The 25,512-nt window shown below is 54.3% G+C and carries 23 protein-coding genes and 1 other RNA gene; 6 read left to right on the forward strand and 18 right to left on the reverse strand.

The genetic code is table 11. The annotated features are described in order from the left end of the window. Nucleotides 1-31 precede the first annotated feature (31 nt). On the reverse strand, nt 32-691 hold the full coding sequence (locus DFO56_RS16850) for a hemolysin III family protein (protein WP_045512784.1): 660 nt from the start codon (nt 689-691) through the stop codon (nt 32-34). A 237-nt stretch (nt 692-928) separates the two neighbouring features. Between DFO56_RS16850 and DFO56_RS16855 the strand changes: the two genes are divergently transcribed. Together DFO56_RS16855 and DFO56_RS16860 are read left to right on the forward strand one after the other, a co-directional pair. Further along, nucleotides 929-1,657 (forward strand): MurR/RpiR family transcriptional regulator, encoded by a 729-nt coding sequence (locus DFO56_RS16855; protein WP_045512787.1) that lies wholly within the window; start codon nt 929-931, stop codon nt 1,655-1,657. A gap of 116 nt (nt 1,658-1,773) precedes the next feature. Beyond that, nucleotides 1,774-3,207: a 6-phospho-beta-glucosidase gene (locus tag DFO56_RS16860; protein ID WP_045512790.1), complete on the forward strand. Its 1,434-nt coding sequence runs from the start codon at nt 1,774-1,776 to the stop codon at nt 3,205-3,207. Between the two features lie 36 nt (nt 3,208-3,243). Here DFO56_RS16860 and DFO56_RS16865 read toward each other — a convergent pair whose 3' ends face one another. From DFO56_RS16865 to DFO56_RS16905, 8 genes are all read right to left on the reverse strand, one after another. Then, a complete protein-coding gene (locus DFO56_RS16865) occupies nt 3,244-3,987 on the reverse strand; it encodes an SDR family oxidoreductase (RefSeq protein ID WP_045512793.1) in 744 nt (247 codons plus the stop codon). 62 nt (nt 3,988-4,049) lie between these two features. Continuing rightward, nucleotides 4,050-6,923: an aminomethyl-transferring glycine dehydrogenase gene (gcvP, locus tag DFO56_RS16870; protein ID WP_045512796.1), complete on the reverse strand. Its 2,874-nt coding sequence runs from the start codon at nt 6,921-6,923 to the stop codon at nt 4,050-4,052. 173 nt (nt 6,924-7,096) lie between these two features. Further along, nucleotides 7,097-7,486, reverse strand: a complete 390-nt coding sequence (gene gcvH / locus DFO56_RS16875) for a glycine cleavage system protein GcvH (protein WP_045512799.1) — start codon at nt 7,484-7,486, stop codon at nt 7,097-7,099. A 23-nt stretch (nt 7,487-7,509) separates the two neighbouring features. Next, on the reverse strand, nt 7,510-8,604 hold the full coding sequence (gene gcvT, locus DFO56_RS16880; RefSeq protein ID WP_020455143.1) for a glycine cleavage system aminomethyltransferase GcvT: 1,095 nt from the start codon (nt 8,602-8,604) through the stop codon (nt 7,510-7,512). Between the two features lie 423 nt (nt 8,605-9,027). Further along, entirely contained in the window at nt 9,028-10,230 is a 1,203-nt protein-coding gene (gene ubiI / locus DFO56_RS16890; protein ID WP_045512802.1) for an FAD-dependent 2-octaprenylphenol hydroxylase, read from the reverse strand. Between the two features lie 18 nt (nt 10,231-10,248). After that, a complete protein-coding gene (gene ubiH, locus DFO56_RS16895) occupies nt 10,249-11,427 on the reverse strand; it encodes a 2-octaprenyl-6-methoxyphenyl hydroxylase (protein ID WP_045512806.1) in 1,179 nt (392 codons plus the stop codon). After that, on the reverse strand, nt 11,424-12,737 hold the full coding sequence (pepP, locus tag DFO56_RS16900; RefSeq protein WP_045512809.1) for a Xaa-Pro aminopeptidase: 1,314 nt from the start codon (nt 12,735-12,737) through the stop codon (nt 11,424-11,426). Before pepP ends, ubiH begins: the two co-directional genes overlap by 4 nt. 24 nt (nt 12,738-12,761) lie before the next feature. Then, nucleotides 12,762-13,340 (reverse strand): YecA family protein, encoded by a 579-nt coding sequence (locus DFO56_RS16905; RefSeq protein ID WP_086873856.1) that lies wholly within the window; start codon nt 13,338-13,340, stop codon nt 12,762-12,764. Between the two features lie 227 nt (nt 13,341-13,567). Between DFO56_RS16905 and zapA the strand changes: the two genes are divergently transcribed. The 3 genes from zapA (at nt 13,568) to DFO56_RS16920 (ending at nt 14,740) form a co-directional block, all read left to right on the forward strand. Next, a complete protein-coding gene (gene zapA, locus DFO56_RS16910) occupies nt 13,568-13,897 on the forward strand; it encodes a cell division protein ZapA (protein WP_017457603.1) in 330 nt (109 codons plus the stop codon). Between the two features lie 43 nt (nt 13,898-13,940). Further along, nucleotides 13,941-14,124, forward strand: a non-coding RNA gene (gene ssrS / locus DFO56_RS16915) — 6S RNA. 19 nt (nt 14,125-14,143) lie between these two features. Further along, a complete protein-coding gene (locus DFO56_RS16920) occupies nt 14,144-14,740 on the forward strand; it encodes a 5-formyltetrahydrofolate cyclo-ligase (protein ID WP_045512812.1) in 597 nt (198 codons plus the stop codon). Between the two features lie 36 nt (nt 14,741-14,776). On the opposite strand, the gene serA is transcribed toward DFO56_RS16920, so the two are convergent. Further along, entirely contained in the window at nt 14,777-16,009 is a 1,233-nt protein-coding gene (serA, locus tag DFO56_RS16925) for a phosphoglycerate dehydrogenase (protein WP_017457601.1), read from the reverse strand. 268 nt (nt 16,010-16,277) lie between these two features. Further along, on the reverse strand, nt 16,278-16,937 hold the full coding sequence (gene rpiA, locus DFO56_RS16935; RefSeq protein ID WP_020455150.1) for a ribose-5-phosphate isomerase RpiA: 660 nt from the start codon (nt 16,935-16,937) through the stop codon (nt 16,278-16,280). Nucleotides 16,938-17,101: 164 nt separating this feature from the next. Between rpiA and argP the strand changes: the two genes are divergently transcribed. Beyond that, a complete protein-coding gene (gene argP, locus DFO56_RS16940; protein ID WP_017457598.1) occupies nt 17,102-17,995 on the forward strand; it encodes a DNA-binding transcriptional regulator ArgP in 894 nt (297 codons plus the stop codon). Between the two features lie 39 nt (nt 17,996-18,034). Here the strand turns inward: argP and DFO56_RS16945 are convergent, their stop codons facing one another. The 7 genes from DFO56_RS16945 to DFO56_RS16975 all read right to left on the reverse strand — a co-directional run bounded on the left by DFO56_RS16945 (nt 18,035) and on the right by DFO56_RS16975 (nt 25,325). Next, the gene (locus tag DFO56_RS16945; protein ID WP_020455151.1) at nt 18,035-18,778 is read right to left on the reverse strand and encodes an oxidative stress defense protein; all 744 of its coding nucleotides are present in this window, start codon (nt 18,776-18,778) and stop codon (nt 18,035-18,037) included. 95 nt (nt 18,779-18,873) lie between these two features. Then, nucleotides 18,874-19,509: an arginine exporter ArgO gene (argO, locus tag DFO56_RS16950; protein ID WP_045512820.1), complete on the reverse strand. Its 636-nt coding sequence runs from the start codon at nt 19,507-19,509 to the stop codon at nt 18,874-18,876. A 138-nt stretch (nt 19,510-19,647) separates the two neighbouring features. Next, entirely contained in the window at nt 19,648-20,508 is an 861-nt protein-coding gene (gene mscS / locus DFO56_RS16955; RefSeq protein ID WP_020455153.1) for a small-conductance mechanosensitive channel MscS, read from the reverse strand. A 187-nt stretch (nt 20,509-20,695) separates the two neighbouring features. After that, entirely contained in the window at nt 20,696-21,775 is a 1,080-nt protein-coding gene (gene fbaA, locus DFO56_RS16960; protein WP_020455154.1) for a class II fructose-bisphosphate aldolase, read from the reverse strand. Nucleotides 21,776-21,990: 215 nt separating this feature from the next. Then, complete coding sequence (gene pgk, locus DFO56_RS16965; RefSeq protein ID WP_017457593.1) at nt 21,991-23,154, reverse strand: phosphoglycerate kinase; 1,164 nt, start codon at nt 23,152-23,154, stop codon at nt 21,991-21,993. 48 nt (nt 23,155-23,202) lie between these two features. Further along, the gene (gene epd, locus DFO56_RS16970; RefSeq protein WP_045512824.1) at nt 23,203-24,222 is read right to left on the reverse strand and encodes an erythrose-4-phosphate dehydrogenase; all 1,020 of its coding nucleotides are present in this window, start codon (nt 24,220-24,222) and stop codon (nt 23,203-23,205) included. 353 nt (nt 24,223-24,575) lie between these two features. Next, nucleotides 24,576-25,325 (reverse strand): phage antirepressor KilAC domain-containing protein, encoded by a 750-nt coding sequence (locus tag DFO56_RS16975; protein ID WP_045512826.1) that lies wholly within the window; start codon nt 25,323-25,325, stop codon nt 24,576-24,578. Nucleotides 25,326-25,512 lie beyond the last annotated feature (187 nt).

The following is a 25,512-nucleotide window of genomic DNA, read 5'->3' on the forward strand; positions in this document are numbered from 1 at the left end:
CGGGCCGGCACAAGCCGCCCGGCGCTACCGTTTAAACTTGTCCGACGTACAAATAGATTGCCAGGAAGTGACACACGCTGCCGCCCAGCACAAAGCCGTGCCAGATCGCGTGATTGTAGGGGATACGTTTACAGACGTAGAAAATGATGCCCAACGAGTACACCAGCCCGCCGACAGCCAGCAGCGTCACGCCGCCCACGGATAACCGCGTCGCAAGCTGATAAATCACAATCAACGACAGCCAGCCCATCGTCAGGTATGTCACCAGCGACAGCACTTTAAACCGGTGCGCAATGGTGAGCTTAAACAGGATCCCCAGTAAGGCGAGGCTCCAGATAACAATCATCAACCCACGCGCCAGCGGTGAATCCAGCCCAACCAGTAAAAAAGGCGTATAGGTTCCGGCAATCAGCAGATAAATGGCGCAGTGGTCAAATTTCTTTAACCACACTTTTGCGCGCTGATGGGGGATCGCATGGTACAGCGTGGAGGCCAGAAACAGCAGGATCATGCTGCCGCCATAAAGCGCGTAGCTGGTAATCGCCGTCATACTGGCGTTGCTGTCTACCGCCTGCACCAGCAGCAGTACCAGGCCGACAATACCGAACACCAGCCCGATGCCGTGGCTGATGCTGTTGGCAATTTCCTCTGCCAGTGTGTATCCCTGTGCGATTAAAGATTTCTTAACCATGGTAACTCCGGGAAAACTCAAAAAAACGTCGCAACACTAGAGTAACTGAGAATGATTCCAGTGCACACCTGTACGCTAAAATAAATATCGTTGATGAATGTTTCATGACGCGGACTGCCCCCATGAATGCAAAAGTCAGGGAAACGACGCCGGAGTTATGGCAGCATGTGAGCACGCAAAAGCCTGCCGGGTTGCATTGGGCTACGTTTACAGCAAGCAAAGGATATCGCCGTGACAATGTTTACTCACTCCGCCATCGCCAGCCTGAATACTCTGGAGATGTTGGTTTACAACTTTGTCATCAAAAATCGCGACAAAGTGATGTACATGACCATTCGTGAACTGGCCGATGCAGCGAGCGTCTCCACCACGACCGTGTTGCGCTTTTGCCGCAAGCTCAACTGCGAAGGTTACTCTGAATTTCGCGTACGTTTTAAATTATATTTAGAGCAAAATGAGCCGCCACAAGCGAATTTTGGCGCCAGCGAAGTGATCAGCTTTTTTAAAAGCGTCAACAATGATGAGTTTGATAAATTATTAGATAACACCGTTGAGATTATATTATCTTCCGAGCGCATTATATTTGTCGGCGCAGGCACATCGGGTGCACTGGCTAAATATGGTGCAAGATTCTTCTCAAATATCGGCAAGTTCAGTAACCATATCGACGATCCTTATTTCCCGGTTACCAATGATATGGCAAAAAATGCGCTGGCAATTGTTCTTTCAGTTTCTGGCGAGACGGAAGAGATCCTCCGTTTTGCCAGCCAGTTCAGCCTGCACCACTGCAAAGTGCTGTCGATCACCAGCCACGAACACTCCCGACTGGCAAAACTGGCGGACTTTAATATCTCCTGGCATGTGCCGCAAATGCGCATTAGCGGCGGCTACGATATCACTACGCAAATCCCTGTTATTTATATTCTCGAGTCGCTGGGACGTAAACTGGCGAAGAAAATAGCATAAAAAAACAGTATGTTTTTTCGGTGTAACAAATTACCCCAGCGGCAATTTGTTATATCGTGACATTTAATTCGCCTTTGTTAGACTCGTTATCAGCCAATATAACGGGAATAGCAACAATGAAAAAATTGACCTTACCGAAAGACTTTTTATGGGGCGGCGCGGTTGCCGCGCACCAGGTAGAAGGCGGCTGGAATAAAGGCGGCAAAGGCCCGAGCATTTGCGATGTTCTGACAGGCGGCGCGCACGGTGTTCCACGTGAAATCACGCAGGAAGTCGTCGCGGGCAAATATTACCCGAACCACGAAGCCGTTGATTTTTATGGTCACTATAAAGAAGACATCAAGCTGTTTGCCGAAATGGGCTTCAAATGTTTTCGCACCTCCATCGCCTGGACCCGCATCTTTCCGATGGGCGATGAGCAACAGCCGAATGAAGAAGGGCTCAAGTTTTACGACGACATGTTTGATGAGCTGCTGAAATACAACATCGAGCCGGTCATCACGCTGTCCCACTTCGAAATGCCGCTGCACCTGGTCCAGCAATACGGCGGCTGGACCAACCGTAAAGTGGTCGATTTCTTTGTACGCTTCGCCGAAGTGGTTTTCGAGCGCTACAAGAATAAGGTCAAATACTGGATGACCTTTAACGAAATCAACAACCAGCGCAACTGGCGCGCGCCGCTGTTTGGCTACTGCTGTTCCGGCGTGGTCTACACCGAACATGAAAACCCGGAAGAGACCATGTATCAGGTGCTGCACCACCAGTTCGTGGCCAGCGCCATGGCGGTGAAAATCGGCCATCGTATTAACCCGGAAATGAAAATTGGCTGCATGCTGGCAATGGTGCCGCTGTATCCCTTCTCCTGTAAGCCGGACGATGTGATGTACGCGCAGGAGTCAATGCGTGAGCGTTATGTCTTTACCGACGTGCAACTGCGCGGCTACTACCCTTCTTATGTGCTGAACGAATGGGAACGCCGTGGTTTTACCATCAACATGGAAGCCGGTGACGAGGCGATTTTGCGCGAAGGGTGCTGCGATTACCTCGGTTTCAGCTACTACATGACTAACGCGGTGAAAGCGGAAGGCGGTGCTGGCGATGCGCTCTCCGGTTTCCAGGGCAGTGTCCCTAACCCGCATGTTAAAGCGTCTGACTGGGGCTGGCAGATTGATCCGGTTGGCCTGCGCTATGCATTGTGCGAGCTGTACGAACGCTACCAGAAACCACTGTTTATCGTGGAGAACGGGTTTGGCGCGTACGACAACGTCGAAGCTGACGGCAGCATCAACGACGATTACCGCATTGATTACCTGCGGGCACACGTTAAAGAGATGGTCAAAGCGGTGACCCACGATGGCGTGGATCTGATGGGTTATACACCCTGGGGCTGTATCGACTGCGTCTCTTTTACCACCGGCCAGTACAGCAAACGCTACGGTTTTATCTACGTGAACAAGCACGATGACGGCACTGGCGATATGTCGCGTTCCCGTAAAAAGAGCTTTAACTGGTATAAAGAAGTGATTGCCAGCAACGGCGAAAATCTTTGACGTTGTTAACTCCTCTCCCTGGCGGGAGAGGAGTGCTTATCTGCCACCGGCTAAATCCAGAAAACTGCCGGTAACATACGACGCTTTGTCACTTAACAGCCAGACAATTCCCTGCGCCACCTCTTCCGGTTGCCCACCGCGCCGCATCGGGATCGCGCTGCTCACCCGGTCCACACGCCCGGGCTCGCCGCCGCTGGCATGCATCTCTGTATAGATAAACCCCGGACGCACGCCATTCACGCGGATGCCATCCGCCGCAACTTCCAGTGCCAGCCCGGTCGTTAGCGTATCGACCGCGCCTTTGGAGGCCGCATAATCCACATATTCACCGGGCGAACCGAGGCGCGCCGCAGCCGAAGAAACATTAACAATCGCGCCGCCGTGCCCACCGTGTTGGGTGGACATCCGTTTGACCGCTTCGCGACAGCAGAGGAAATAGCCCGTCACGTTGGTCGCCAGCACGCGATTAATACGCTCTGCGCTCAGTTGCTCCACCCGGCTTTGCTGAAACAGGATCCCGGCGTTATTGACCAGCGCGGTAAGCGGTTCCGGTTTTTCATCTATACACGCGAACATGGCCTGTACGTGCGCTTCATCGCTGATATCGGCCTGCACCGCGAACGCATGACCACCCCGTGCGATGATTTCCGCCACCACGCCGTCGGCAGCGGGCTTGTTGCTGTGGTAATTAACCGCAACGGTATAGCCTTCCTGCGCCAGCAGCAACGCGGTCGCGCGACCGATTCCCCGGCTGCCACCGGTGACTAATGCAATCGCCATCTGTGTCTCCTGAAAAGTAAAAGGGCGCCGAAGCGCCCTTAAAAGATAGCCGAATCAGCGTATTACTGATATTCACTCATCGGTACGCAGGAACAGAACAGATTACGATCGCCGTACACATCGTCCAGACGCTTCACGGTCGGCCAGTATTTGTTGGCAAAACCAGCCGGGAACACCGCCAGTTCGCGGGTGTAACCGTGGTTCCACTCAGCCACCAGCTCATTCTGCGTATGCGGAGCGTTAACCAGCGGGTTATCTTCCAGCGTCCACTCGCCCTGTTTCACACGTTCGATTTCCGCGCGAATCGCCAGCATGGCATCGATAAAGCGATCCAGTTCGACTTTGCTTTCTGACTCAGTCGGTTCCACCATCAGCGTACCGGCAACCGGGAAGGACATGGTCGGCGCATGGAAACCGTAATCGATCAGGCGCTTAGCGATATCCAGTTCGCTGATGCCGGTCTCTTCTTTCAGCGGGCGAATGTCGAGAATACATTCGTGCGCAACGCGACCATCGCGACCGGTATACAGCACCGGGAAAGCCTCTTTCAGACGGCTGGCGATGTAGTTGGCATTAAGGATCGCCACCTGGCTCGCTTGTTTCAGCCCTTCCGCACCCATCATGCGGATATACATCCAGCTGATTGGCAGAATCGACGCGCTGCCAAACGGTGCCGCAGAGACCGCGCCCTGACGGGTAAGCATCCCTTCAATCTGCACCACGCTGTGACCCGGTACAAACGGTGCCAGATGCGCTTTCACGCCAATCGGCCCCATGCCCGGACCGCCACCGCCGTGCGGAATGCAGAAGGTTTTATGCAGGTTGAGGTGCGACACATCCGCGCCGATAAAGCCCGGCGAGGTGATGCCCACCTGGGCGTTCATGTTCGCGCCATCCAGGTAAACCTGGCCGCCAAACTGATGCACCACTTCGCACACTTCGCGAATTGTCTCTTCATACACACCGTGGGTGGACGGGTACGTCACCATGATGCAGGAGAGGTTGTCGCCCGCCTGCTCCGCTTTCGCACGCAGATCGGCCAGATCGATGTTGCCGTTTTTATCACAAGCAACCACCACAACCTGCATCCCCGCCATCTGCGCCGATGCCGGGTTGGTGCCGTGCGCAGAGCTTGGGATCAGGCAGATATCGCGGTGACCTTCATTGCGGCTTTCATGGTAGTGACGAATCGCCAGCAGGCCTGCGTATTCGCCCTGCGCGCCGGAGTTCGGCTGCATGCAGAGCGCATCATACCCTGTCAGTTTTACCAGCCAGTCGGAGAGCTGGGCGATCATCTGGTGATAACCTTCTGCCTGTTCCGGCGGACAGAACGGGTGCAGTTCGGCAAATTCCGGCCAGGTGATCGGGATCATTTCCGCCGCCGCGTTCAGTTTCATGGTGCAGGAACCCAGCGGGATCATCGCCTGGTTCAGCGCCAGATCTTTACGCTCCAGCGAATGCATGTAACGCATCATCTCGGTTTCGCTGTGATAGCGGTTAAACACCGGGTGCGTCAGGAAAGCATCCTCGCGCAGCATGCTCTGCGGGATAGAACGGCTGTCGAGCGCGACCTCTTTATCCAGCGCATCAATATCGAGGCCGTGTTTATCGCCCAGCAACACGTTAAATAGCACCTGCACATCTTCACGCGTGGTGGTTTCATCCAGCGTGATGCCAACGGCGTTGAGAATGTCGCTACGCAGGTTGATCTCCTGCGCTTCGGCGCGGGCCAGCACGGCGGCTTTGTCCGCGACATCAACACACAGGGTGTCGAAGTAGTGCGCGTGGCGCAGTTTCAGGCCGCCACGCTGCAAACCGGCAGCAAGAATATCGGTCAGGCGATGAATACGTCCGGCAATGCGTTTCAGCCCGGCCGGGCCGTGGAACACCGCGTACAAGCTGGCAATGTTGGCCAGCAGCACTTGCGAAGTACAGATGTTGGAGTTGGCTTTCTCGCGGCGAATATGCTGTTCGCGCGTCTGCATCGCCATGCGCAGCGCGGTGTTACCGGCGGCATCTTTCGACACACCGATAATGCGGCCTGGCATGGAGCGTTTGAATTCATCTTTTGCAGCAAAGAATGCCGCGTGCGGGCCACCGTAGCCCATCGGCACGCCAAAGCGCTGCGCGGAGCCGAACACAATGTCGACACCCTGTTTGCCCGGCGCAGTCAGTTGCACCAGCGCCAGCAAATCAGCGGCGACACTAACCACAATTTTGCGGGATTTCAGCTCATTAATCAGCGCGCTGTAATCATGTACTTCGCCCGTGGTACCGACCTGCTGGAGCAGTACGCCGAACACATCCTGGTGATCAAGAACTTTGGCCGCGTCATCAACAATCACATCAAAACCGAAGGTTTCGGCGCGAGTGCGCACGACGTCCAGCGTTTGCGGATGCACATCGGCGGCGACGAAGAAGCGGTTGGCACCTTTCAGTTTGCTGACGCGCTTCGCCATGGCCATTGCTTCAGCCGCTGCGGTGGCTTCATCCAGCAGCGACGCGGAAGCAATATCCAGCCCGGTGAGATCGAGCGTAACCTGCTGAAAGTTAAGCAGCGCTTCAAGGCGACCCTGTGACACTTCTGGCTGATACGGGGTGTAAGCGGTGTACCAGCCCGGATTTTCCAGCATGTTGCGCAGAATAACTGGCGGCAGCTGCACGGCGGTGTAGCCCATGCCAATGTAAGACTTAAAGCGCTTGTTGCGGCTGGCAATAGCTTTCAGCTCGGCCAGGGCCGCGAACTCAGTGGTCGATTCCCCAACCTGCGGCGGTGTTGCAAGCTGGATGTCTTTTGGCACGATCTGGCCAATCAGTGCGTTTAACGAATCCGCGCCAACTGTGTTCAGCATCTCCTGCTGTTGCTGAGCATCCGGCCCGATGTGACGTCCAATGAAAGCGCCACGGTTTTCAAGCTGGCTTAAAGTCTGTGTCATGAGCGATGGTTCCTGAAACGTGCAGTGAATCGATGTAGAAATTACCTGAATACGCTGAACCCTTCGCGTTGCAGGAAGGCGGCGACGCAGCATATCCCCAGGCGCAGACATCAGTAAGCAACTAGGGGGAGCGAGGAAGCCAACGCGTCTGCCACGCGAAGGATAAGGCGTATTTACTCGTCTTCGAGCAGTGCGGCGTAGGCTGTTGCGTCCAGCAGGGCGGCAATTTCTGCTTCGTCGCTGGCTTTAATTTTGAAGATCCAGCCTTCGCCATACGGCTCGCTGTTGACCAGCTCTGGTGAATCCGCCAGTTGGTCGTTGACTGCCACGATCTCACCGCTGATTGGCGCGTAGATATCAGAAGCCGCTTTTACCGATTCGGCAACGGCGCAATCATCGCCCGCGCTAACGGTCGCGCCCGCTTCCGGCAGATCGACAAACACCATATCGCCCAGCAGTTCCTGTGCGTGTTCGGTGATGCCAACGGTGTAGGTGCCGTCCGCTTCTTTGCGCAGCCACTCGTGTTCTTTGCTGTATTTCAGTTCGCCTGGTACGTTGCTCATTTCATTCTCTCCAGATAAAAAGGTTACGCGACAGCTTTGCCAGCGCGTACAAAAACAGGTTTAGTGACTTTGACCGGCATTTCACGGTTGCGGATCTGTACAACGGCATTTTCGCCGATCCCCGCGGGAACACGCGCCAGTGCAATACTGTAGCCGAGCGTAGGCGAGAACGTACCGCTGGTGATCACGCCTTTTTGCACATTGCCATGCGCATCGGTGAAGTGCACCGGCAGTTCATTACGCAATACGCCTTTTTCCGTCATCACCAGGCCAACCAGCTGTTCGGTGCCTTTTTCACGCTGCAGTTCCAGCGCGTCGCGGCCAATAAAGTCTCGCTCCTGCGGCTCCCAGGCAATCGTCCAGCCCATGTTGGCGGCCAGCGGAGAGATACCTTCATCCATCTCCTGACCGTACAGGTTCATACCCGCTTCCAGACGCAGCGTGTCGCGCGCGCCCAGGCCGCAAGGTTTCACGCCTGCATTAACCAGCGCCTGCCAGAAGCTGGGCGCCTTTTCGTTAGGCAGCGCAATTTCATACCCTGCTTCACCGGTATAACCGGTGGTCGCAATGAACAGATCACCGGCTTCAACGCCAAAGAACGGTTTCATACCTTCAACGGCGCGGCGCTGCTCGTCAGTAAACAGGCTGGCGGCTTTCGCCTGCGCGTTCGGGCCTTGTACCGCGATCAACGACAAATCATCACGGACGGTGATGTCGATGGCATAAGGTTCAGCGTGTTGGGAAATCCAGGAAAGGTCTTTTTCGCGGGTGGCGGAGTTTACAACGAGGCGGAAGAAATCTTCGGTAAAGTAATAGACGATTAAGTCATCAATTACGCCGCCCGAGGCATTTAGCATACCGGAATAGAGCGCTTTACCGGGCTTCGTGAGTTTTGCGACGTCGTTTGCCAGTAAATAACGCAGAAACTCCCGGGTGCGGCTGCCTTTGAGATCGACGATGGTCATGTGCGACACATCAAACATTCCGGCATCGGTGCGCACCGCATGGTGCTCGTCAATTTGCGAGCCGTAATGCAGCGGCATCATCCAGCCATGGAAGTCCACCATGCGGGCGCCGTTTAGCGTGTGTTGTTCGTATAAAGGGGTCTGCTGAGCCATCTTTTCCTCGTCGAATAAGCTGAGCCATCACGTTTTTCGGCGGCGTGATTTGCGCCAAAACAACTGGTGCCGACACCGTTTTACGGCGTCGACGCAAACGTTCTCTTTGGCCTGAACTTATCACCGAAAGCAGTGCTTAACCATAAAGAAAAATGGTCCATCACATTAGCTTATGACCCGTCACGCACAAAATGCCACCAGAGCATTATTCTATTGAATAACGCCTCACCCTTCATAAAAAATCAGCATCAACGACAAACCAGATGAGAGCGCAGCATTTCACTCTGTAAAAGAGTGGATTTTCCCGAAAAGAAAAAAACGTGACATGAGAAAATCTAACCCGAAAAATGAGGTGAAATTAGAATATTTCAAATGAGGAAGAGGCATCCCTTCCCGGGACCGGGAAGGGAAAGTGTGATGCAGTTAACGTAACCACTCAGGCAGATCGTTAAGACCCATCGCCTGGCGTAACAACCGCGTTTTTACACCGGGAAGGGTATCTGCCAGTTTCAGGCCGATATCGCGCAGCAGTTTCTTAGCCGGGTTTGCACCCGAGAAGAGTTCGCGAAAGCCCTGCATCCCGGCCAGCATCAGCGCCGCGCTGTGTTTGCGGCTGCGCTCATAGCGGCGCAAATAGAGATGTTGACCAATGTCTTTACCTTCGCGACTCAGACGCTTCAGCTCGGTGATCAACTCAGCGACATCCATAAACCCGAGATTAACACCCTGCCCCGCCAGCGGATGAATAGTGTGCGCTGCATCGCCAACCAGCGCCAGACGATGCCCGGCAAACTGGCGCGCATAGCGGCCGGTGAGCGGATAAACCTGACGTTCGCTCTCAACGCGGCACAGCCCAAGACGGTTATCGAACGCCACGCACAGCGCCTGGTTGAATGCTTCCTCGCTCGCCTGCTGCATGGCTTTCGCCTGCTCTGGCGACAACGACCAGACAATTGAGCACAAATGCGGATCGCTAAGCGGCAAAAATGCGAGAATGCCGTCGGCGTGAAACACCTGACGCGCTACCGCCTGATGCGGCTCGTCGGTGCGAATGGTCGCCACGAGCGCATGATGATGGTAATCCCAGAACGTCAACGGAATGTCGGCCTTGTTGCGCAACCAGGAGTTCGCGCCATCTGCGCCAACCACCAGCCGTGCAGTAAGCATGGTGCCGTCTTTTAAGGTCAGAAACGCGTCGTTTTCGCCCCACGCCACCTGCTGCAACTCAGCCGGGGCCAGCAGGGTGACATCCTTGCATTGGCGGGCTTTATCCCACAGCGCCTGGTGGATCACCGCGTTTTCAATAATGTAACCAAGATGGCTGTAGCCCATGCTCTGGTCGTCAAACGCGATGCGGCCAAAACTGTCTTTGTCCCACACTTCCATGCCGTGATAGCGCCCGGCACGTTGGGCAATAATGTTTGACCAGACGCCAAGGTGCGTCAGTAACTTTTCGCTGGCAGCATTGATCGCTGACACGCGCAGCGCCGGAGGCGCATCCTCCGCCAGCGGTGTCGGTTCATTCTGCTCCAGCACCGCCACGCGCAACCCACTGCCCTGTAAACCACAGGCCAGCGCTAACCCGACCATACCGCCGCCGACAATCGCAACATCAACACTCTGCACTCTTCGCTCCTTTTGTCTTTAACGGGCAACCCAACCGAGGGTACGCTGCGCCAGCGCATCGCGCGCCGGAGTAAATAATTCCATCGCCATCAGTCCGGCATTCCGCCCGACGACCAACGGCATCCAGTGATTGGCAAACAGATGCACCAGCCCATCGGTGACGCCGATAGTGGCTTTTTTGTCCGCATGGCGGCGATCGCGGTAGCCCGTCAACACGGGATAGTAGCCAACATCTCGCTGCGCCGCCCACGCCTCAGCCAGCGTTTCCGCCAGCGTCATCACATCCCGCATGCCGAGGTTAAAACCCTGTCCGGCGATAGGATGCAGCGTTTGCGCGGCATTACCGACCAGCACCGCGCGGTGCGAGACAGGCGAAGAGGCCACGGTCAGCGTCAGCGGGTAAACGCTGCGTTTGCCCACATGCAGGATGCGCCCAAGCCGCCAGCCAAAGGCTTTTTGTAACTCGTGGCAGAAACGTTCGTCAGACCAGGCGGCAATCTGCCGCTGTTTTTCCAGCGGATGACACCACACCAGCGAACAGCGACCTTGTGACATCGGCAACATTGCCAGCGGGCCATGTTGGGTAAAACGCTCAAACGCCCGCCCCTGATGCGCCACAGAGGTGGTGACGTTGGCGATAACCGCCGCCTGGTGATAAGGCGCTTGCTGCCAGTCCACACCCAGTTGCTCACCAATGCGTGAACGGGAGCCGTCTGCCGCCACCAGTAACTGACCAGTAATCGATTCACCACTTTCCAGCGTTACGCTCACCTGCCCCTCATCACGGGCAACCGCGCTGACTTTCGCCGGGCAATGCAGCGTCACGCCGGGCGCGTTTTGCAGTAACGTGAACAGCCGCTGCCCAACGTCGTGCAGTTCGACAACGTAGCCAAGCGCATCGATGTGGTAATCCTGCGCATCCAGCGTGACAAAGCCTGCATGGCCGCGATCGCTGACATGAACCGTTGAAATTGGCGTTACGCAGGAGGTGATAGTTTGCCAGATGCCGATACGCGCCAGCTGCTGGCACGTGCCTGCCGCTAACGCAATGGCGCGGGCGTCAAACCCCGGATGCGCGGATGCGCCGGGAATACTGGCTTCTACCAGATGAACAGGTAATTTGCCGTGAGTAAGATGAGAAATCGCCAGCGCAAGCGTTGCGCCAGCCATGCCACCGCCAACGATAATCACACTCATGAACGTGATGCCGCCATCAGCGCTTCAATCTCGTCAGCGGTTTTCACGACGCTGGCGGTCAGATTTTCGTTGCCGTCTTCAGTGATGACGATGTCATCTTCAATACGAATACCAATACCGCGATACTGCTCCGGCACATCGGCATCCGGCGCGATGTAAAGACCTGGTTCAACCGTCAGCACCATGCCCGGTGCCAGCTCACGCGAGCGGTCTTTGCCGTAGACACCGACATCGTGTACATCCAACCCGAGCCAGTGGCTTAAGCCGTGCATAAAAAACGGGCGGTGGGCGTTTTTTTCCACCAGTTCATCGACTTCACCTTTCAGGATACCGAGCTTCACCAGCCCGGTAATCATGATACGCACCACTTCGCTGGTCACTTCCTGGATCGACGTGCCTGGGCGGAAAAGCGCAAGGGCTCGTTCCAGCGAGGCCAGCACGATATCGTAGATTTCACGCTGCGCCGGGCTGAATTTACCGTTTACCGGGAAGGTGCGGGTGATATCACCGGCATATCCTTTGTATTCGCAACCGGCATCAATCAGCACCAGATCGCCGTCACGCATCTGGCTCTCATTTTCCGTGTAGTGCAGAATGCAGCCGTTGACGCCGGAACCCACAATGGTGTTATAGGAGGGATAACGCGCGCCGTGGCGGTTAAACTCGTGCTGAATTTCACCTTCAAGCTGATATTCAAACATCCCCGGACGGCAAACCTGCATCGCGCGGGTATGCGCCAGCGCGGAGATCTCCCCGGCGCGACGCATCACGTCTATCTCTTCGGCAGATTTAAACAGGCGCATTTCATGCACCATCGGCCGCCAGTCGGTTAACGTTGGCGGCGCAAGCAGATTCTGACGCGAGCCTTTGCGCAACTTATCCAGCGCAGTGAACACAATGGTGTCGGCATAGTCGAATTCACCCTGCGCGTGGTACACGGCATCAAGACCGTTAAGTAATTGATAAAGATGTTCGTTGATTTCCGGGAACGCCAGTGCGCGATCGACGCCCAGCTTTTCCGGCGCGGCTTCCTGACCCAGGCGACGACCAAACCAGATCTCGGCGGTTTTGTCGCGCACGCGGTTGAACAGCACGCTGTGGTTGTGGGTGTCATCACTTTTGATCAGCACCAGCACCGCTTCCGGCTCGTTAAAACCGGTGAAATACCAGAAATCGCTGTGCTGGCGGTACGGGTATTCACTGCCTGCGCTGCGGGTGGCTTCCGGTGCGGCGAAAATTAGCGCCGCGCTGCCCGGAACCATCTGCGCCAGTAATACCTGGCGGCGACGGAGAAATTCAAGCTGTGTCATGACACCGACTCCCTACAAGGTGAATTAATGTAACGTGGGCTTACGCACTTCCGGTGCGGTAGGCTGCGGGCGAGTGAACGTGTCGTGGCACAGCAGCGCCGCGACGCGGACGTACTCGACGATCTCTTCGAGCGACATTTCCAGCTCTTCTTGATCTTCGTCTTCGTCATAACCCAACTGTGCAATATTGCGCAGATCGTCAATCGCTTCGCCGGTTTCACCCGTCACTTTATCGAGCTTCGGCTGGGTGACGCCCAGCCCCAGCAGGAAATGGTTCACCCAGCCCGCCAGCGCGTCGGCGCGGTCGAAAACGCTAACATCGTCGCCATCCGGCAGATAGAGCTGAAACAAGAAACCGTCATCTTCCAGCGAGTCGCTGGTGGCTGAATGCATGCTGCGCAGCGCTTGCGCCAGCTCGTGACCGAATGCCAGACCGTCGTTGGTTAAATCATGCAGCAACGGCTGCCAGGAACTATCGTTGTTACCGCCGCAGAGGATCCCCGCGATAAGCCCGTGCATTTCAGCAGGAAGTAATCCCACGCCCTGTTGGTTGAGTAGCTGGGCTACATCGTTGTAACCAGGTATTTCGTTCTGTATAGACATGCGCATTCGTCGTCGTTGGGGGGAATATTCATGATATGCTACCACTTTGGCCCCTGGTGATATACCCGTGATGCTTCACGTTCCATGCGTTTGCATGCACACCGAATCATTAAGGTATAGACGCAAAAAGCTTGAAAGCGCGCGCCGGGGTAGCTTATAGTGTCGCCCCTTCGCAGCCCAGGGCTCGGATGCGAAGGCAGAGCGCAGTCAAACAGCAGGAAGGTGGCATGTCTGCACAACCCGTCGATATCCAAATTTTTGGCCGTTCACTGCGAGTGAATTGCCCGCCTGAACAGAGGGATGCTCTGAATCAGGCCGCGGAGGATCTGAATCAGCGGTTGCAAGATCTGAAGGTTCGCACTAGAGTCACAAATACTGAGCAGTTGGTGTTTATCGCCGCGTTGAACATTAGTTACGAGCTGACTCAGGAAAAAGCAAAGACCCGCGAATACGCCGCCAGCATGGAACAGCGTATTCGGATGTTACAGCAGACCATCGAACAGGCATTGCTTGATCAAGGTCGCATAACAGAAAGACCGGGACCAAAGTTTGAATAACGCTTCAGGGTCATCTGTGTTAGAGTGACCGTGAAGCCAAAAAATATCTCTGAGATGTTTGCAAGCGGGCCAGTCCCCTGAGCCGATATTTCATACCACAAGAATGTGGCGATCCATGGTTGGTGAGCATGCTCGGTCCGTCCGAGAAGCCTTAAAGCTATGACGACGCATTCACCTTGAACCAAGGGTTCAAGGGTTACAGCCAGCGGCGGCATCTCGGAGATTCCCTTCTTTTTTACAACCATCATGACGCAACTTCCTGATTTTCCTTCGTCACGACAAGAAATCCGCAAAATTATTCGCCAGCGCCGGCGTGAACTCACTCCTGAACAACAAACGCACTTCGCCCAGCAGGCCGCGGCACGCATGATGGCATATGCGCCGGTTGTGATGGCACACAGCGTAGCGTTGTTTCTCTCTTTTGATGGCGAGCTGGATACCCAACCGTTGATTGAGCAACTCTGGCGTAGCGGTAAACGGGTTTACTTGCCGGTATTGCATCCCTTTAGCCCCGGTAATTTGCTGTTTCTGCATTACCATCCGCACAGCGAGCTGGTGATTAACCGTCTGAAAATTCAGGAACCGAAGCTGGATGTGCGTGATGTGTTGCCGCTCAGCCAACTCGACGTGCTGATTACGCCGCTGGTCGCCTTTGATGAACAAGGGCAACGCCTGGGCATGGGCGGTGGTTTTTACGATCGCACGTTACAAAACTGGCGTGAGTATGGCCTGCAACCGGTGGGTTATGCGCATGATTGCCAGGGTGTGGAGAAGCTGCCAGTGGAAGAGTGGGATATCCCGCTGCCTGCGGTGGTTACGCCATCCAGAATATGGCAGTGGTAACTTTCCCCTCCCTTGCGGGAGAGGAAAGCGCAACGTTTAAAACAGCAGACGGGAACGAATGGTGCCCGGAATCGCTTTCATGCTCTGCAGCGCTTTCTGCGCCACATCTTCATCCGCTTCAATATCAATAACCACATAACCCATATACGGCGTGGTCTGCAGGTACTGCGCGGCAATGTTGATATTCTGGCTGGCGAAAATCTGGTTGAGCGCGGTCAGCACACCAGGGCGGTTTTCGTGGATGTGCAGTAAACGACGGCCACCGTGCAACGGCAAAGAAACTTCCGGGAAATTCACCGCAGAAAGCGTCGAACCGTTGTCGGAGTACTTGATCAGTTTACCGGCCACTTCCAGACCGATATTTTCCTGCGCTTCCTGCGTGGAACCGCCAATGTGCGGCGTCAGCAGGACATTATCGAATTCACACAGCGGAGAGTCGAACGGATCGCTGTTGGTCGCCGGTTCAGTCGGGAACACGTCGATTGCCGCGCCCGCCAGATGTTTACGCTTCAGCGCATCGCACAGTGCCGGAATATCCACCACCGTACCGCGTGCGGCGTTGATCAGCAGTGCGCCCGGCTTCATCAGCGCCAGCTCTTCCGGCCCAATCATATCTTTTGTAGAAGCGTTTTCCGGCACATGCAGGCTCACGACATCGCTCATATTCAGCAAGTCGGAGAGATGTTGCACCTGCGTTGCATTGCCGAGTGGCAATTTGCTTTCGATATCATAGAAATAGACATGCATCCCCAGCGATTCCGCCAGAATACCGAGCTGCGTGCCAATATGGCCGTAACCGATAATACCGAGTTTTTTACCGCGCGCTTCATACGAACCAACTGCCAGCTTGTTCCAGATACCACGGTGCGCTTTGGCGTTCGCTTCAGGAATCCCACGCATCAGCAGCAGCAGCTCGCCAATGACTAACTCTGCCACCGAACGGGTGTTAGAGAACGGCGCGTTGAATACCGGAATACCGCGCTTCGCCGCCGCATCCAGATTCACCTGGTTGGTACCGATACAGAAACAGCCGATAGCCACCAGTTTTTCCGCCGCAGCGATGATATCTTCAGTCAGTTGAGTACGGGATCGCAGGCCGATAAAGTGGGCATCACGGATGGACTCTTTCAGTTGCTCGCTATCCAGCGCGCCTTTGTGAAACTCAATGTTGGTGTAACCCGCAGCGCGAAGGCTATCCAGAGCTTTCTGGTGCACCCCTTCGACGAGCAGAAATTTAATCTTGTCTTTCTCCAGTGATACCTTTGCCATTTACCCGACCCTGTTTTTTGTCTTGACTGTGATGTTGTGCAGATTGCAATCCGCGTTAGTCAACATATCAAAAAAAACTATCGCGGCAATATGAACGTTTGCGTCAGGTATCTGAAGAAATGTCATACAGCGGGAAATGGCAGAGAAAAATGCTAAAAAACAAGACGCAAGCGGCAGGTAACGCATGACGAGGGCGAAAACGTGACAGATATCACCAAATTTGCCCATTGCAGATTTTTTACAGGGAAGCATGCGCCTCCCCGTCAGATCATTTCACGATAGTTTTCACGCCATCAGCGGTGCCGATCAGCGCCACATCCGCGCCACGGTTAGCAAATAACCCTACAGTCACTACGCCCGGCAACGCATTGATGCTGTTTTCCAGCGCAATCGGGTCGATGATCTCAAGACCATAAACATCCAGGATGACGTTGCCGTTATCCGTCACCACGTTCTGGCGATATTCCGGGCGACCGCCCAGCTTGACCAGCTCGCGGGCAACAGCGCTACGCGCCATCGGAATCACTTCCACCGGCAGCGGGAATTTGCCAAGGATATCAACCTGCTTGGAGGCATCCGCGATGCAGATGAATTTATCCGCCACCGAGGCAATAATTTTCTCACGCGTCAGCGCCGCGCCGCCGCCTTTGATCATCTGCATCTGGCCGTTAATCTCATCCGCGCCGTCCACATAAATGCCAAGCCGGTCCACCTCGTTGAGATCGAACACGGTAATGCCAAGGCTTTTCAGTTTCTCGGTGGACGCGTCCGAGCTGGAAACCGCGCCTTCAATCTGGCCTTTCATCGTGCCCAGCGCGTCAATAAAATGTGCAGCGGTAGAACCGGTGCCAACCCCTACAATGGTACCAGGTTCTACATACTTCAGCGCTGCCCAGCCCACTGCTTTTTTGAGTTCATCCTGCGTCATGGTCGTTTGCCTGTGGTGTGAAATTTCAGGCGCATTATAGACCAGCGTTACCCAAAATGTCCCTGTGACCAGTATCACATTACGCGAGGTCCAATTTCGTCTGTACCGAACAAAAAATTATGTCATAGTGCTGAGTACGATTTTTTCAGGAGAATGCCCGAGCCATGAAACGTCCGGACTACAGAACATTACAGGCGCTTGATGCGGTTATTCGTGAGCGCGGATTTGAACGTGCCGCACAAAAGCTGTGTATTACCCAGTCCGCCGTGTCGCAGCGCATTAAGCAACTGGAAAATATGTTTGGTCAGCCGCTACTGGTGCGTACCGTTCCACCTCGTCCCACCGAGCAGGGGCAAAAGCTGCTGGCGTTGCTGCGCCAGGTCGAGCTACTGGAAGAAGAGTGGCTTGGCGACGAACAAACCGGCTCCACGCCGCTACTGTTATCGCTGGCGGTCAACGCCGACAGCCTGGCGACCTGGCTGTTGCCTGCATTAGCCCCGGTACTGGCCGACTCACCTATTCGCCTGAATCTGCAGGTGGAAGACGAAACCCGCACTCAGGAGCGTTTACGTCGCGGTGAGGTCGTTGGCGCGGTGAGTATTCAGCCACAGGCGCTTCCCAGTTGCCTGGTCGACCAACTTGGCGCGCTGGATTACCTGTTCGTCGGTTCGAAAGCGTTCGCCGAGCGCTATTTCCCGAACGGCGTCACCCGCTCCGCATTGCTCAAAGCACCGGCGGTCGCGTTTGATCATCTCGATGATATGCATCAGGCGTTTTTACAGCAGTATTTCGACTTACCGCCGGGCAGCGTGCCTTGCCATATCGTCAACTCTTCCGAAGCGTTTGTTCAACTGGCGCGCCAGGGGACGACCTGCTGCATGATCCCACATCTGCAAATCGAAAAAGAGCTGAACAGCGGTGATCTGATCGACCTGACGCCCGGCTTGCTGCAGCGCCGGATGCTGTACTGGCACCGTTTTGCGCCAGAAAGCCGGATGATGCGCAACGTCACGGACGCACTGCTGGAATATGGGCATCGGGTGTTAAGGCAGGATTAATAAAACGCCCTCTTCCCGGCCGGGAGAGGGCGAAGAGGATTACTTCGCCGGTGCCGCAGCCTGCGGCTGGCTCTGAGTCGGTTCCAGCTGGAATACGACATCTACCTGATCAGCAAACTGAATCGACGGTTGCTCATAGGTTTCCTGTGCGGATGCGGCTTCTGGCGCATCCGCTTTCATCATGCGTACCATCGGGCTCGGCTGATAGTTGGACACATGGTAGCGCACGCTGTAGATCGGGCCGAGTTTAGCGTTAAAGCCCGCCGCTAACTGCTGCGCCTGGTGCGTTGCATCATCGATAGCCGCTTTGCGCGCTTTATCTTTGAAAGACTCCGGTTGCGCAACGCCCAGCGATACAGAACGAATTTCGTTCAGCCCCGCTTTCAGTGCGCCATCCAGCAGTGAATTAAGTTTATCCAGCTCACGCAGCGTGACTTCCACAGTACGCACTGCGCGGTAGCCTTTCAGAATACTTTTGCCGTTCTGGTAGTCATAATCAGGTTGTGTGCGTAAGTTGGCGGAATTAATGTCTTTCCGGGCGATGCCGTTTTGCTCAAGAAAGCTAAGATATTGTGCAACACGGTCATCGGCCTGTTTTTTGGCTGAGGCAGCGTCTTTCGCGGCGACATTAACCTCAATCGCCAGCGTGGCGATGTCCGGGGTCGCGTCCACGCTTGCCGTACCTGAGGTGACAATATGCGGGCCGTCCGGCAATTCGCTCGCCTGTACCGCCATCCCGCTGAAACCGACCATTGCCGCCAGGGCCATCACTTTAAATTTCACAGTTGCTCCTCCATGGTGCTTTTGTTACGCCCAGAATTGCAGGACGCCTGGCAGCAAGCTTAGCGGCTAAGCGTGAATTGTCCATCGGACTTACCTTAACTGAATAATCCCTGCATATGGTGCACGCCTTCGCGCGCCAGCTGCAAAGCGATAAACCACATCACCAGCCCCACCAGCGTGTTAATCACCCGCTGTGCTTGCACTGTGCGCAAACGTGGAGCAAGCCAGGCCGCAAGTAAAGCAAGGCTGAAAAACCACAGGAAGGAGGCGCTCACCGTGCCCAACGCAAACCAGCGTTTTGGCTCCTCATCCAGCTGGCCGCCCAAACTGCCGAGCACCACAAACGTATCGAGGTAAACGTGGGGGTTCAACCAGGTAACCGCCAGCATCGTGGCGATTATGCGCCAGCGCCCCTGGCGCATTGCTTCAGCATTCGCCAGTTCAATAGTGCTACCGAACGCCGTTTTCAGTGCACCAAAGCCGTACCACAACAGAAACGCCACGCCGCCCCACGTCACCAGTGCCAACAGCCACGGCGACTGCATCAGCAATGCGCTCCCACCGAAAATACCCGCACAAATCAGTAATACGTCGCTGAGCGTGCAAAGCGCTGCGGTCATGATATGGAACTGCCTGCGGATGCCCTGATTCATGACAAAGGCATTTTGTGGCCCAAGCGGCAGGATCAACGCAGCCCCAAGCATAAGGCCTTGAAAATAATAAGATAGCACGAGGTGATTCCATCAGAGTTGTTTCGAACACTGACTATAGCGCGGGACAATCATTAGATGAAATGGATAATACTAATCGTTAATAAGCTTTCCTAATAACGAAGAGCACAAATAAGGCCGGAATCCCGGCCTTGATATTTACTGCTCTGTGGAATTTTTCACGCGTTTGAAATTCACGTCCATCTGTGGATACGGGAAACTGATACCGTGTTCGTCAAAACGGCGTTTGATAAGTTCCAGCACATCCCAATAAACGTTTTGCAGATCGCTGCTTTTGCTCCAGACGCGGACTACAAAATTGATCGATGAAGGTCCTAATTCATTGAGGCGTACCGTCATTTCGCGATCTTTGATAATGCGTTCGTCAGCCTGAATAATTTCAGTCAGGATGCGTTTCACCTCATCAATATCTGAATCATACGCCACGCCAATAATAAACTCGTTGCGCCGCACCGGTTCACGGGAGAAGTTAACAATATTCCCGGCGATGATTTTGCCATTCGGTATAACCACAATACGCCCATCGACAGTGCGCATGGTGGTGGAGAAAATCTGCACCTGCAATACCGTACCGGCCACACCACCCAGATCAACATACTCGCCTGAGCGGAACGGGCGGAAAGTTACCAGCAGCACGCCAGCAGCAAGGTTAGAGAGCGAGCCTTGCAACGCCAGACCGATGGCCAGACCGGCGGCGCCAAGAACCGCGATCACCGAGGCGGTTTGCACGCCAACGCGCCCCAGTGCGGCAATCAAAGTGAACGCGATAATACCGTAGCGCACCAGCGCGGAAAGGAAATCCGCCACCGTCGCGTCAATGTGGCGCGCCACCATCAGGCGGTTAACAGTATTCGAGACAATGCGCGCCACAATCATCCCGACAATGATGATAGCAATAGCCGCCACGATATTAACGGCATAGCTCAATAGCAGCGCCTGGTTGTTCACCAGCCATGAACCTGCATTATTAATGCTGTCGACAACGTCAAGATCTTCCATTCGAGCTTCCTTATGTTGTTCCAAAACGGGAAAACCACCCCTTCCAGCAAGGAGAGATCCCTAAAGGGTAAACAATAAGCCGCCATTTCGCCAAGTTGATCACATTTTGTGTTCGCAGGCATTTTGTTGAATTCACAATAAAAAAGGCCCGCAAAATGCGGGCCTTTTCAGACAGAAGCAGCGTAAATTACAGAACGTCTACTGCGTTCAGCTCTTTGAAAGCCTGCTCCAGACGAGTCACCATGCTGGTCTGCGCAGCACGCAGCCATACACGCGGATCGTAGTATTTTTTGTTCGGCTGGTCTGCGCCTTTCGGGTTACCCAACTGGCCCTGCAGATAGCCTTCGTTTTCTTTGTAGTACTTCAGAATACCTTCCCAGGTTGCCCATTGGGTGTCGGTATCGATGTTCATTTTGATAACGCCATAGCTTACGGAGTCTTTGATTTCCTGAGCAGAAGAACCGGAACCACCGTGGAATACGAAGTTCAGGCTGTTGTGCGGCAGGTTATGTTTCTTAGAAACATATTCCTGAGAGTCGCGCAGGATAGTCGGGGTCAGTTTCACGTTACCCGGTTTGTACACGCCGTGTACGTTACCGAAGGAAGCGGCGATGGTGAAACGCGGGCTGATTTTGTTCAGCTCAGTGTATGCGTAATCAACGTCTTCCGGCTGGGTGTACAGTGCAGACGCGTCCATATGGCTGTTGTCTACGCCGTCTTCTTCACCGCCGGTGCAACCCAGTTCGATTTCCAGCGTCATGCCCATTTTGGCCATACGCGCCAGGTATTTGGAGCTGATCGCGATGTTCTCTTCCAGAGACTCTTCAGACAGGTCAATCATGTGAGAAGAGAACAGCGGTTTACCGGTAGCTGCGAAGTGTTTTTCACCCGCGTCCAGCAGGCCGTCGATCCACGGCAGCAGTTTTTTCGCGCAGTGGTCGGTGTGCAGGATAACCGGTACGCCGTAGTGCTCTGCCATCTGGTGTACGTGATGCGCACCAGAGATAGCACCCAGAATTGCCGCGCCCTGAGGAACGTCCGTTTTCACGCCTTTACCCGCGATGAACGCTGCGCCGCCGTTAGAGAACTGAACGATAACAGGCGCTTTAACTTTCGCTGCAGCTTCCAGAACAGCGTTAATGGAGTCAGTACCTACGCAGTTAACCGCAGGCAGAGCGAAGTTGTTTTCTTTAGCTACCTGGAACACTTTCTGAACGTCATCACCAGTGATCACGCCAGGTTTTACGAAATCAAAAATTTTAGACATGTTACGTAGTCCTGTATCTTCGGCCGTTGTACACATCATCCTTCAAGCTGACTCGGCGCTGGCTGCCTTCGCTTACATCAGAGACTTATTGCAGTCAGTTCCTGATGATTCACTCCGTTGCCGCCTTGATGCAACTTGAATGATTTTGTGTAGAGAATTAAAGCGAGCCCGAAAGCGCGCTGAAAACAGGGCAGGTTTCCCTGCCCTTGAATGTCTTACTTCTTAGCGCGCTCTTCGAGCATGGCTACTGCCGGCAGTACTTTGCCTTCCACAAATTCGAGGAACGCGCCACCGCCAGTGGAGATGTAGGAAATCTTGTCAGAGATACCAAACAGGTCAATCGCCGCCAGAGTGTCGCCGCCGCCTGCGATGGAGAACGCGTCGCTGTCTGCAATCGCGTTAGCCACAATTTCGGTACCTTTACGGAAGTTCGGGAATTCAAACACGCCAACCGGACCGTTCCACAAAATAGTTTTGGCGTTTTTCAGGATTTCAGCCAGTTTTTGTGCAGAAACGTCGCCCAGATCCAGAATTTGCTCATCATCTTTGATGTCAGAAACAGATTTCAGGGTTGCAGTTGCGGTTTCAGAGAACTCAGTCGCAACGCGAACATCTGTCGGAACCGGGATATCGCAAGTACCGAGCAGGCGTTTGGCTTCATCAACCAGGTCAGCTTCGTACAGGGATTTGCCAACATTGTGGCCTTGAGCAGCAACGAAGGTGTTAGCGATGCCGCCGCCAACAATCAGCTGGTCAGCGATTTTGGACAGAGAGTCCAGAACAGTCAGTTTAGTGGAAACTTTAGAACCACCCACGATAGCAACCATCGGACGAGCCGGTTCTTTCAGCGCTTTACCCAGCGCTTCCAGTTCGTCTGCCAGCAGCGGGCCTGCGCAAGCGACATCAGCAAATTTACCGATACCATGCGTAGACGCCTGAGCGCGGTGCGCGGTACCGAATGCGTCCATCACGAACACGTCGCACAGTGCAGCGTATTTTTTAGACAGTGCTTCGTCGTCTTTCTTCTCGCCTTTGTTAAAGCGAACATTTTCCAGAACGACCAGCTCACCCGCAGCAACTTCTACGCCGTCCAGGTAATCTTTAACCAGGCGAACCGGGTTGGACAGTTTGTCTTTCAGATAGTTAACAACCGGCAGCAGAGAGAATTCTTCGTTGTACTCGCCTTCGGTCGGACGACCCAGGTGGGAAGTCACCATTACTTTCGCACCCTGCTTCAGCGCCAGTTCAATGGTCGGCAGAGAAGCACGAATACGCGCGTCGCTGGTCACTTTGCCATCTTTAACCGGCACGTTCAGATCAGCACGGATGAAAACGCGTTTACCAGCCAGATCCAGATCGGTCATCTTAATTACAGACATGGTGAATCCTCTCAATGATTCTTAAAGTTTTGCGAGCGCTGTTGCGCCCTACCTGAAACCAATAGCCGCCATTGCTAACGTCGTGTCGAGCATTCGGTTAGCAAAGCCCCATTCGTTATCGCACCATACCAGGGTTTTAATCAGGTGCGCGCCACTGACCCGTGTCTGCGTGCCATCAACAATGGCACTATGCGGATCGTGGTTAAAATCGGTTGAAACCAACGGTAATTCCGTATAGTCAACTATACCATGAAATGTTCCCTGCGCTGCTTTTTGCAGCAACGCATTGACTTCACTGGCTTTTACCGGTTTCCTCACCGTTACACTCAGATCGATAGCGGTGACATTAATTGTCGGCACACGTACCGCTATCGCTTCAAATCTGTCATTAAACTGCGGGAAAATTCTCGTGATGCCTGCCGCCAGTTTTGTATCCACCGGGATGATGGACTGACTGGCTGCGCGTGTACGCCGCAAATCGGGATGGTAGGCGTCAATCACTTGCTGGTCGTGCATCGCCGAGTGAATCGTTGTCACGGTTCCTGACTCAATACCATACGCATCGTCGAGTAGTTTTATGACCGGAATAATACAGTTTGTCGTACAGGACGCGTTAGAAACCAGCAGATCGTCGGCTCGCAGCGTGTTTTGATTGACGCCGAAAACGATAGTTGCATCAAGGTCGTGGCTGCCAGGATGGGAGAAGAGCACTTTTTTTGCCCCCGCCGCCAGATGCGCCTCGCCATCTTCACGGTTGCCGTACACGCCTGTACAGTCGAGCACCACATCAACGCCTAACTCACGCCACGGCAGCGCATCGATAGCACGCTCATGCAGGATGCGAATAACGTCATCGCCGACTATCAGTTGTTCACGCTCCTGGCGAACATCCCATGCGAAACGCCCATGGCTGGTGTCATATTTCAACAAATGCGCCATGCCCACGGCATCGGCCAGTTCGTTGATTGCCACCACGGTGATTTCCGCCCGACGCCCGGATTCGTACAAAGCACGAACCACATTGCGCCCGATGCGACCGAAACCATTAATCGCTATGCGTACGGTCATAACTCTCCTGCAAGGCTAGCCAGCCTGAAGTGGATGACAGAGTAATCCAGCAACCACAGAAGGGGAATCCTCGCCTACTTAAACTGCGTCTGTTTGATTATTTGTCGAACATTTAGCCGACTGAAACGCTTCAGCTAGAATAAGCGAAACATGGAATAAAAGGAATGATTGTCCAGACGGTTTCGCCAGTAATCTGACCTGCATCACATTTTCACTGGAATAATTGGCGCGCCAGAAGGGCTTTTTGCTGAGGTTAAGAATTAACAGAAAGGGGAACAAGCGCAACAACGCATCCCTGCGTGATGTGTTGATAAAGGAAGATTGATTCCGGCAAAACGCTTTACTGGGGATGATTAAAACCAGCTACGTTCCGCTGTTTTTGGTTCGGTGCGCTCTGCGCGCGGCATCTCAACCGGCAGCGAGGAGAGTTGTTTAGCCCACAGATCGGCTACCCACTTCACGCCCCTGGCGGTAAAACGCGCCTGAGACCAGCTACGTTTGTTTTCCCCTACGCCGCCGTGGACGGTAAAGTAGCCCGCATCGATATGGTACTGCGGCGGCATCAGCGCACCGTCGACGCGCTGCATAATGTTGCGCTCAAGCAAAAAGCTCCGGAACAGAGACTCCTTCACCCGCAGCATCTTACAAAGCTGTCGGAAACCAAGCGACTCTTCAACCCTGACATACCGGTCAAAGAACTCCGCCTTTGGGGCAGAAACGGCAAGCAGCGCTTCCGCACGCTGACGCTTTTCGTACTGTTCGGCCCATGCGCGCGCCGCGGCTGCGGGATTAGTGAAATCGGGCAGGCTGATATTCTTTTCTTTCTCCTGCCAGCGATCGAGCATCTCTGCAGTAAAGCCTGGCGAGAGGCGCGAAACCGTCAGCAGTGAGTCCCGCTTATTGAGCAAAAACTCCTGTCGCATCTCACCTTCCCGCTCATACACATGTTCGTTCACCGGCTGGGAGAGTCGTTGCGCAGTCTCCAGGCTTTTCACCATCCGTTTCACTTCGGTGTGAGTCAGGCCTGTCAACTTTGCGATTTCGCGGCTGCTGACCGTCGCCAGAGCCTGTTGGGAATTGAAATTTTCACCAGGAATTACCATAGGTTCACTCCTTACACATACTCACCCTGGATAATCTGTAGAATTATTATACGACTTACTGTACAAACATCCAGTATATTTTTTATGCACAAATCAACGGCGTAGAGGTTGTTCTGTAAAAAGAGGGCTAAAAATGGGAAGTAAACGGCTGGAGACGCTAACGCAGCGGTATGGCTGATTGAGGGGG

Source organism: Kosakonia sp. AG348, from assembly GCF_003337365.1.
GTDB lineage: Bacteria > Pseudomonadota > Gammaproteobacteria > Enterobacterales > Enterobacteriaceae > Kosakonia.

Coding starts and splice junctions, on each gene's coding strand:
- gcvP (WP_045512796.1), bottom strand. CDS start 6,923: ATGACACAGACTTTAAGCCAGCTTGAAAACCGTGGCGCTTTCATTGGA.
- rpiA (WP_020455150.1), bottom strand. CDS start 16,937: ATGACGCAGGATGAACTCAAAAAAGCAGTGGGCTGGGCAGCGCTGAAG.
- DFO56_RS16920 (WP_045512812.1), top strand. CDS start 14,144: ATGACGCAACTTCCTGATTTTCCTTCGTCACGACAAGAAATCCGCAAA.
- serA (WP_017457601.1), bottom strand. CDS start 16,009: ATGGCAAAGGTATCACTGGAGAAAGACAAGATTAAATTTCTGCTCGTC.
- DFO56_RS16975 (WP_045512826.1), bottom strand. CDS start 25,325: ATGGTAATTCCTGGTGAAAATTTCAATTCCCAACAGGCTCTGGCGACG.
- ubiH (WP_045512806.1), bottom strand. CDS start 11,427: ATGAGTGTGATTATCGTTGGCGGTGGCATGGCTGGCGCAACGCTTGCG.
- DFO56_RS16860 (WP_045512790.1), top strand. CDS start 1,774: ATGAAAAAATTGACCTTACCGAAAGACTTTTTATGGGGCGGCGCGGTT.
- epd (WP_045512824.1), bottom strand. CDS start 24,222: ATGACCGTACGCATAGCGATTAATGGTTTCGGTCGCATCGGGCGCAAT.
- DFO56_RS16865 (WP_045512793.1), bottom strand. CDS start 3,987: ATGGCGATTGCATTAGTCACCGGTGGCAGCCGGGGAATCGGTCGCGCG.
- argP (WP_017457598.1), top strand. CDS start 17,102: ATGAAACGTCCGGACTACAGAACATTACAGGCGCTTGATGCGGTTATT.
- pepP (WP_045512809.1), bottom strand. CDS start 12,737: ATGACACAGCTTGAATTTCTCCGTCGCCGCCAGGTATTACTGGCGCAG.
- pgk (WP_017457593.1), bottom strand. CDS start 23,154: ATGTCTGTAATTAAGATGACCGATCTGGATCTGGCTGGTAAACGCGTT.
- DFO56_RS16905 (WP_086873856.1), bottom strand. CDS start 13,340: ATGTCTATACAGAACGAAATACCTGGTTACAACGATGTAGCCCAGCTA.
- DFO56_RS16850 (WP_045512784.1), bottom strand. CDS start 691: ATGGTTAAGAAATCTTTAATCGCACAGGGATACACACTGGCAGAGGAA.
- gcvT (WP_020455143.1), bottom strand. CDS start 8,604: ATGGCTCAGCAGACCCCTTTATACGAACAACACACGCTAAACGGCGCC.
- fbaA (WP_020455154.1), bottom strand. CDS start 21,775: ATGTCTAAAATTTTTGATTTCGTAAAACCTGGCGTGATCACTGGTGAT.
- DFO56_RS16855 (WP_045512787.1), top strand. CDS start 929: ATGTTTACTCACTCCGCCATCGCCAGCCTGAATACTCTGGAGATGTTG.
- zapA (WP_017457603.1), top strand. CDS start 13,568: ATGTCTGCACAACCCGTCGATATCCAAATTTTTGGCCGTTCACTGCGA.
- gcvH (WP_045512799.1), bottom strand. CDS start 7,486: ATGAGCAACGTACCAGGCGAACTGAAATACAGCAAAGAACACGAGTGG.
- mscS (WP_020455153.1), bottom strand. CDS start 20,508: ATGGAAGATCTTGACGTTGTCGACAGCATTAATAATGCAGGTTCATGG.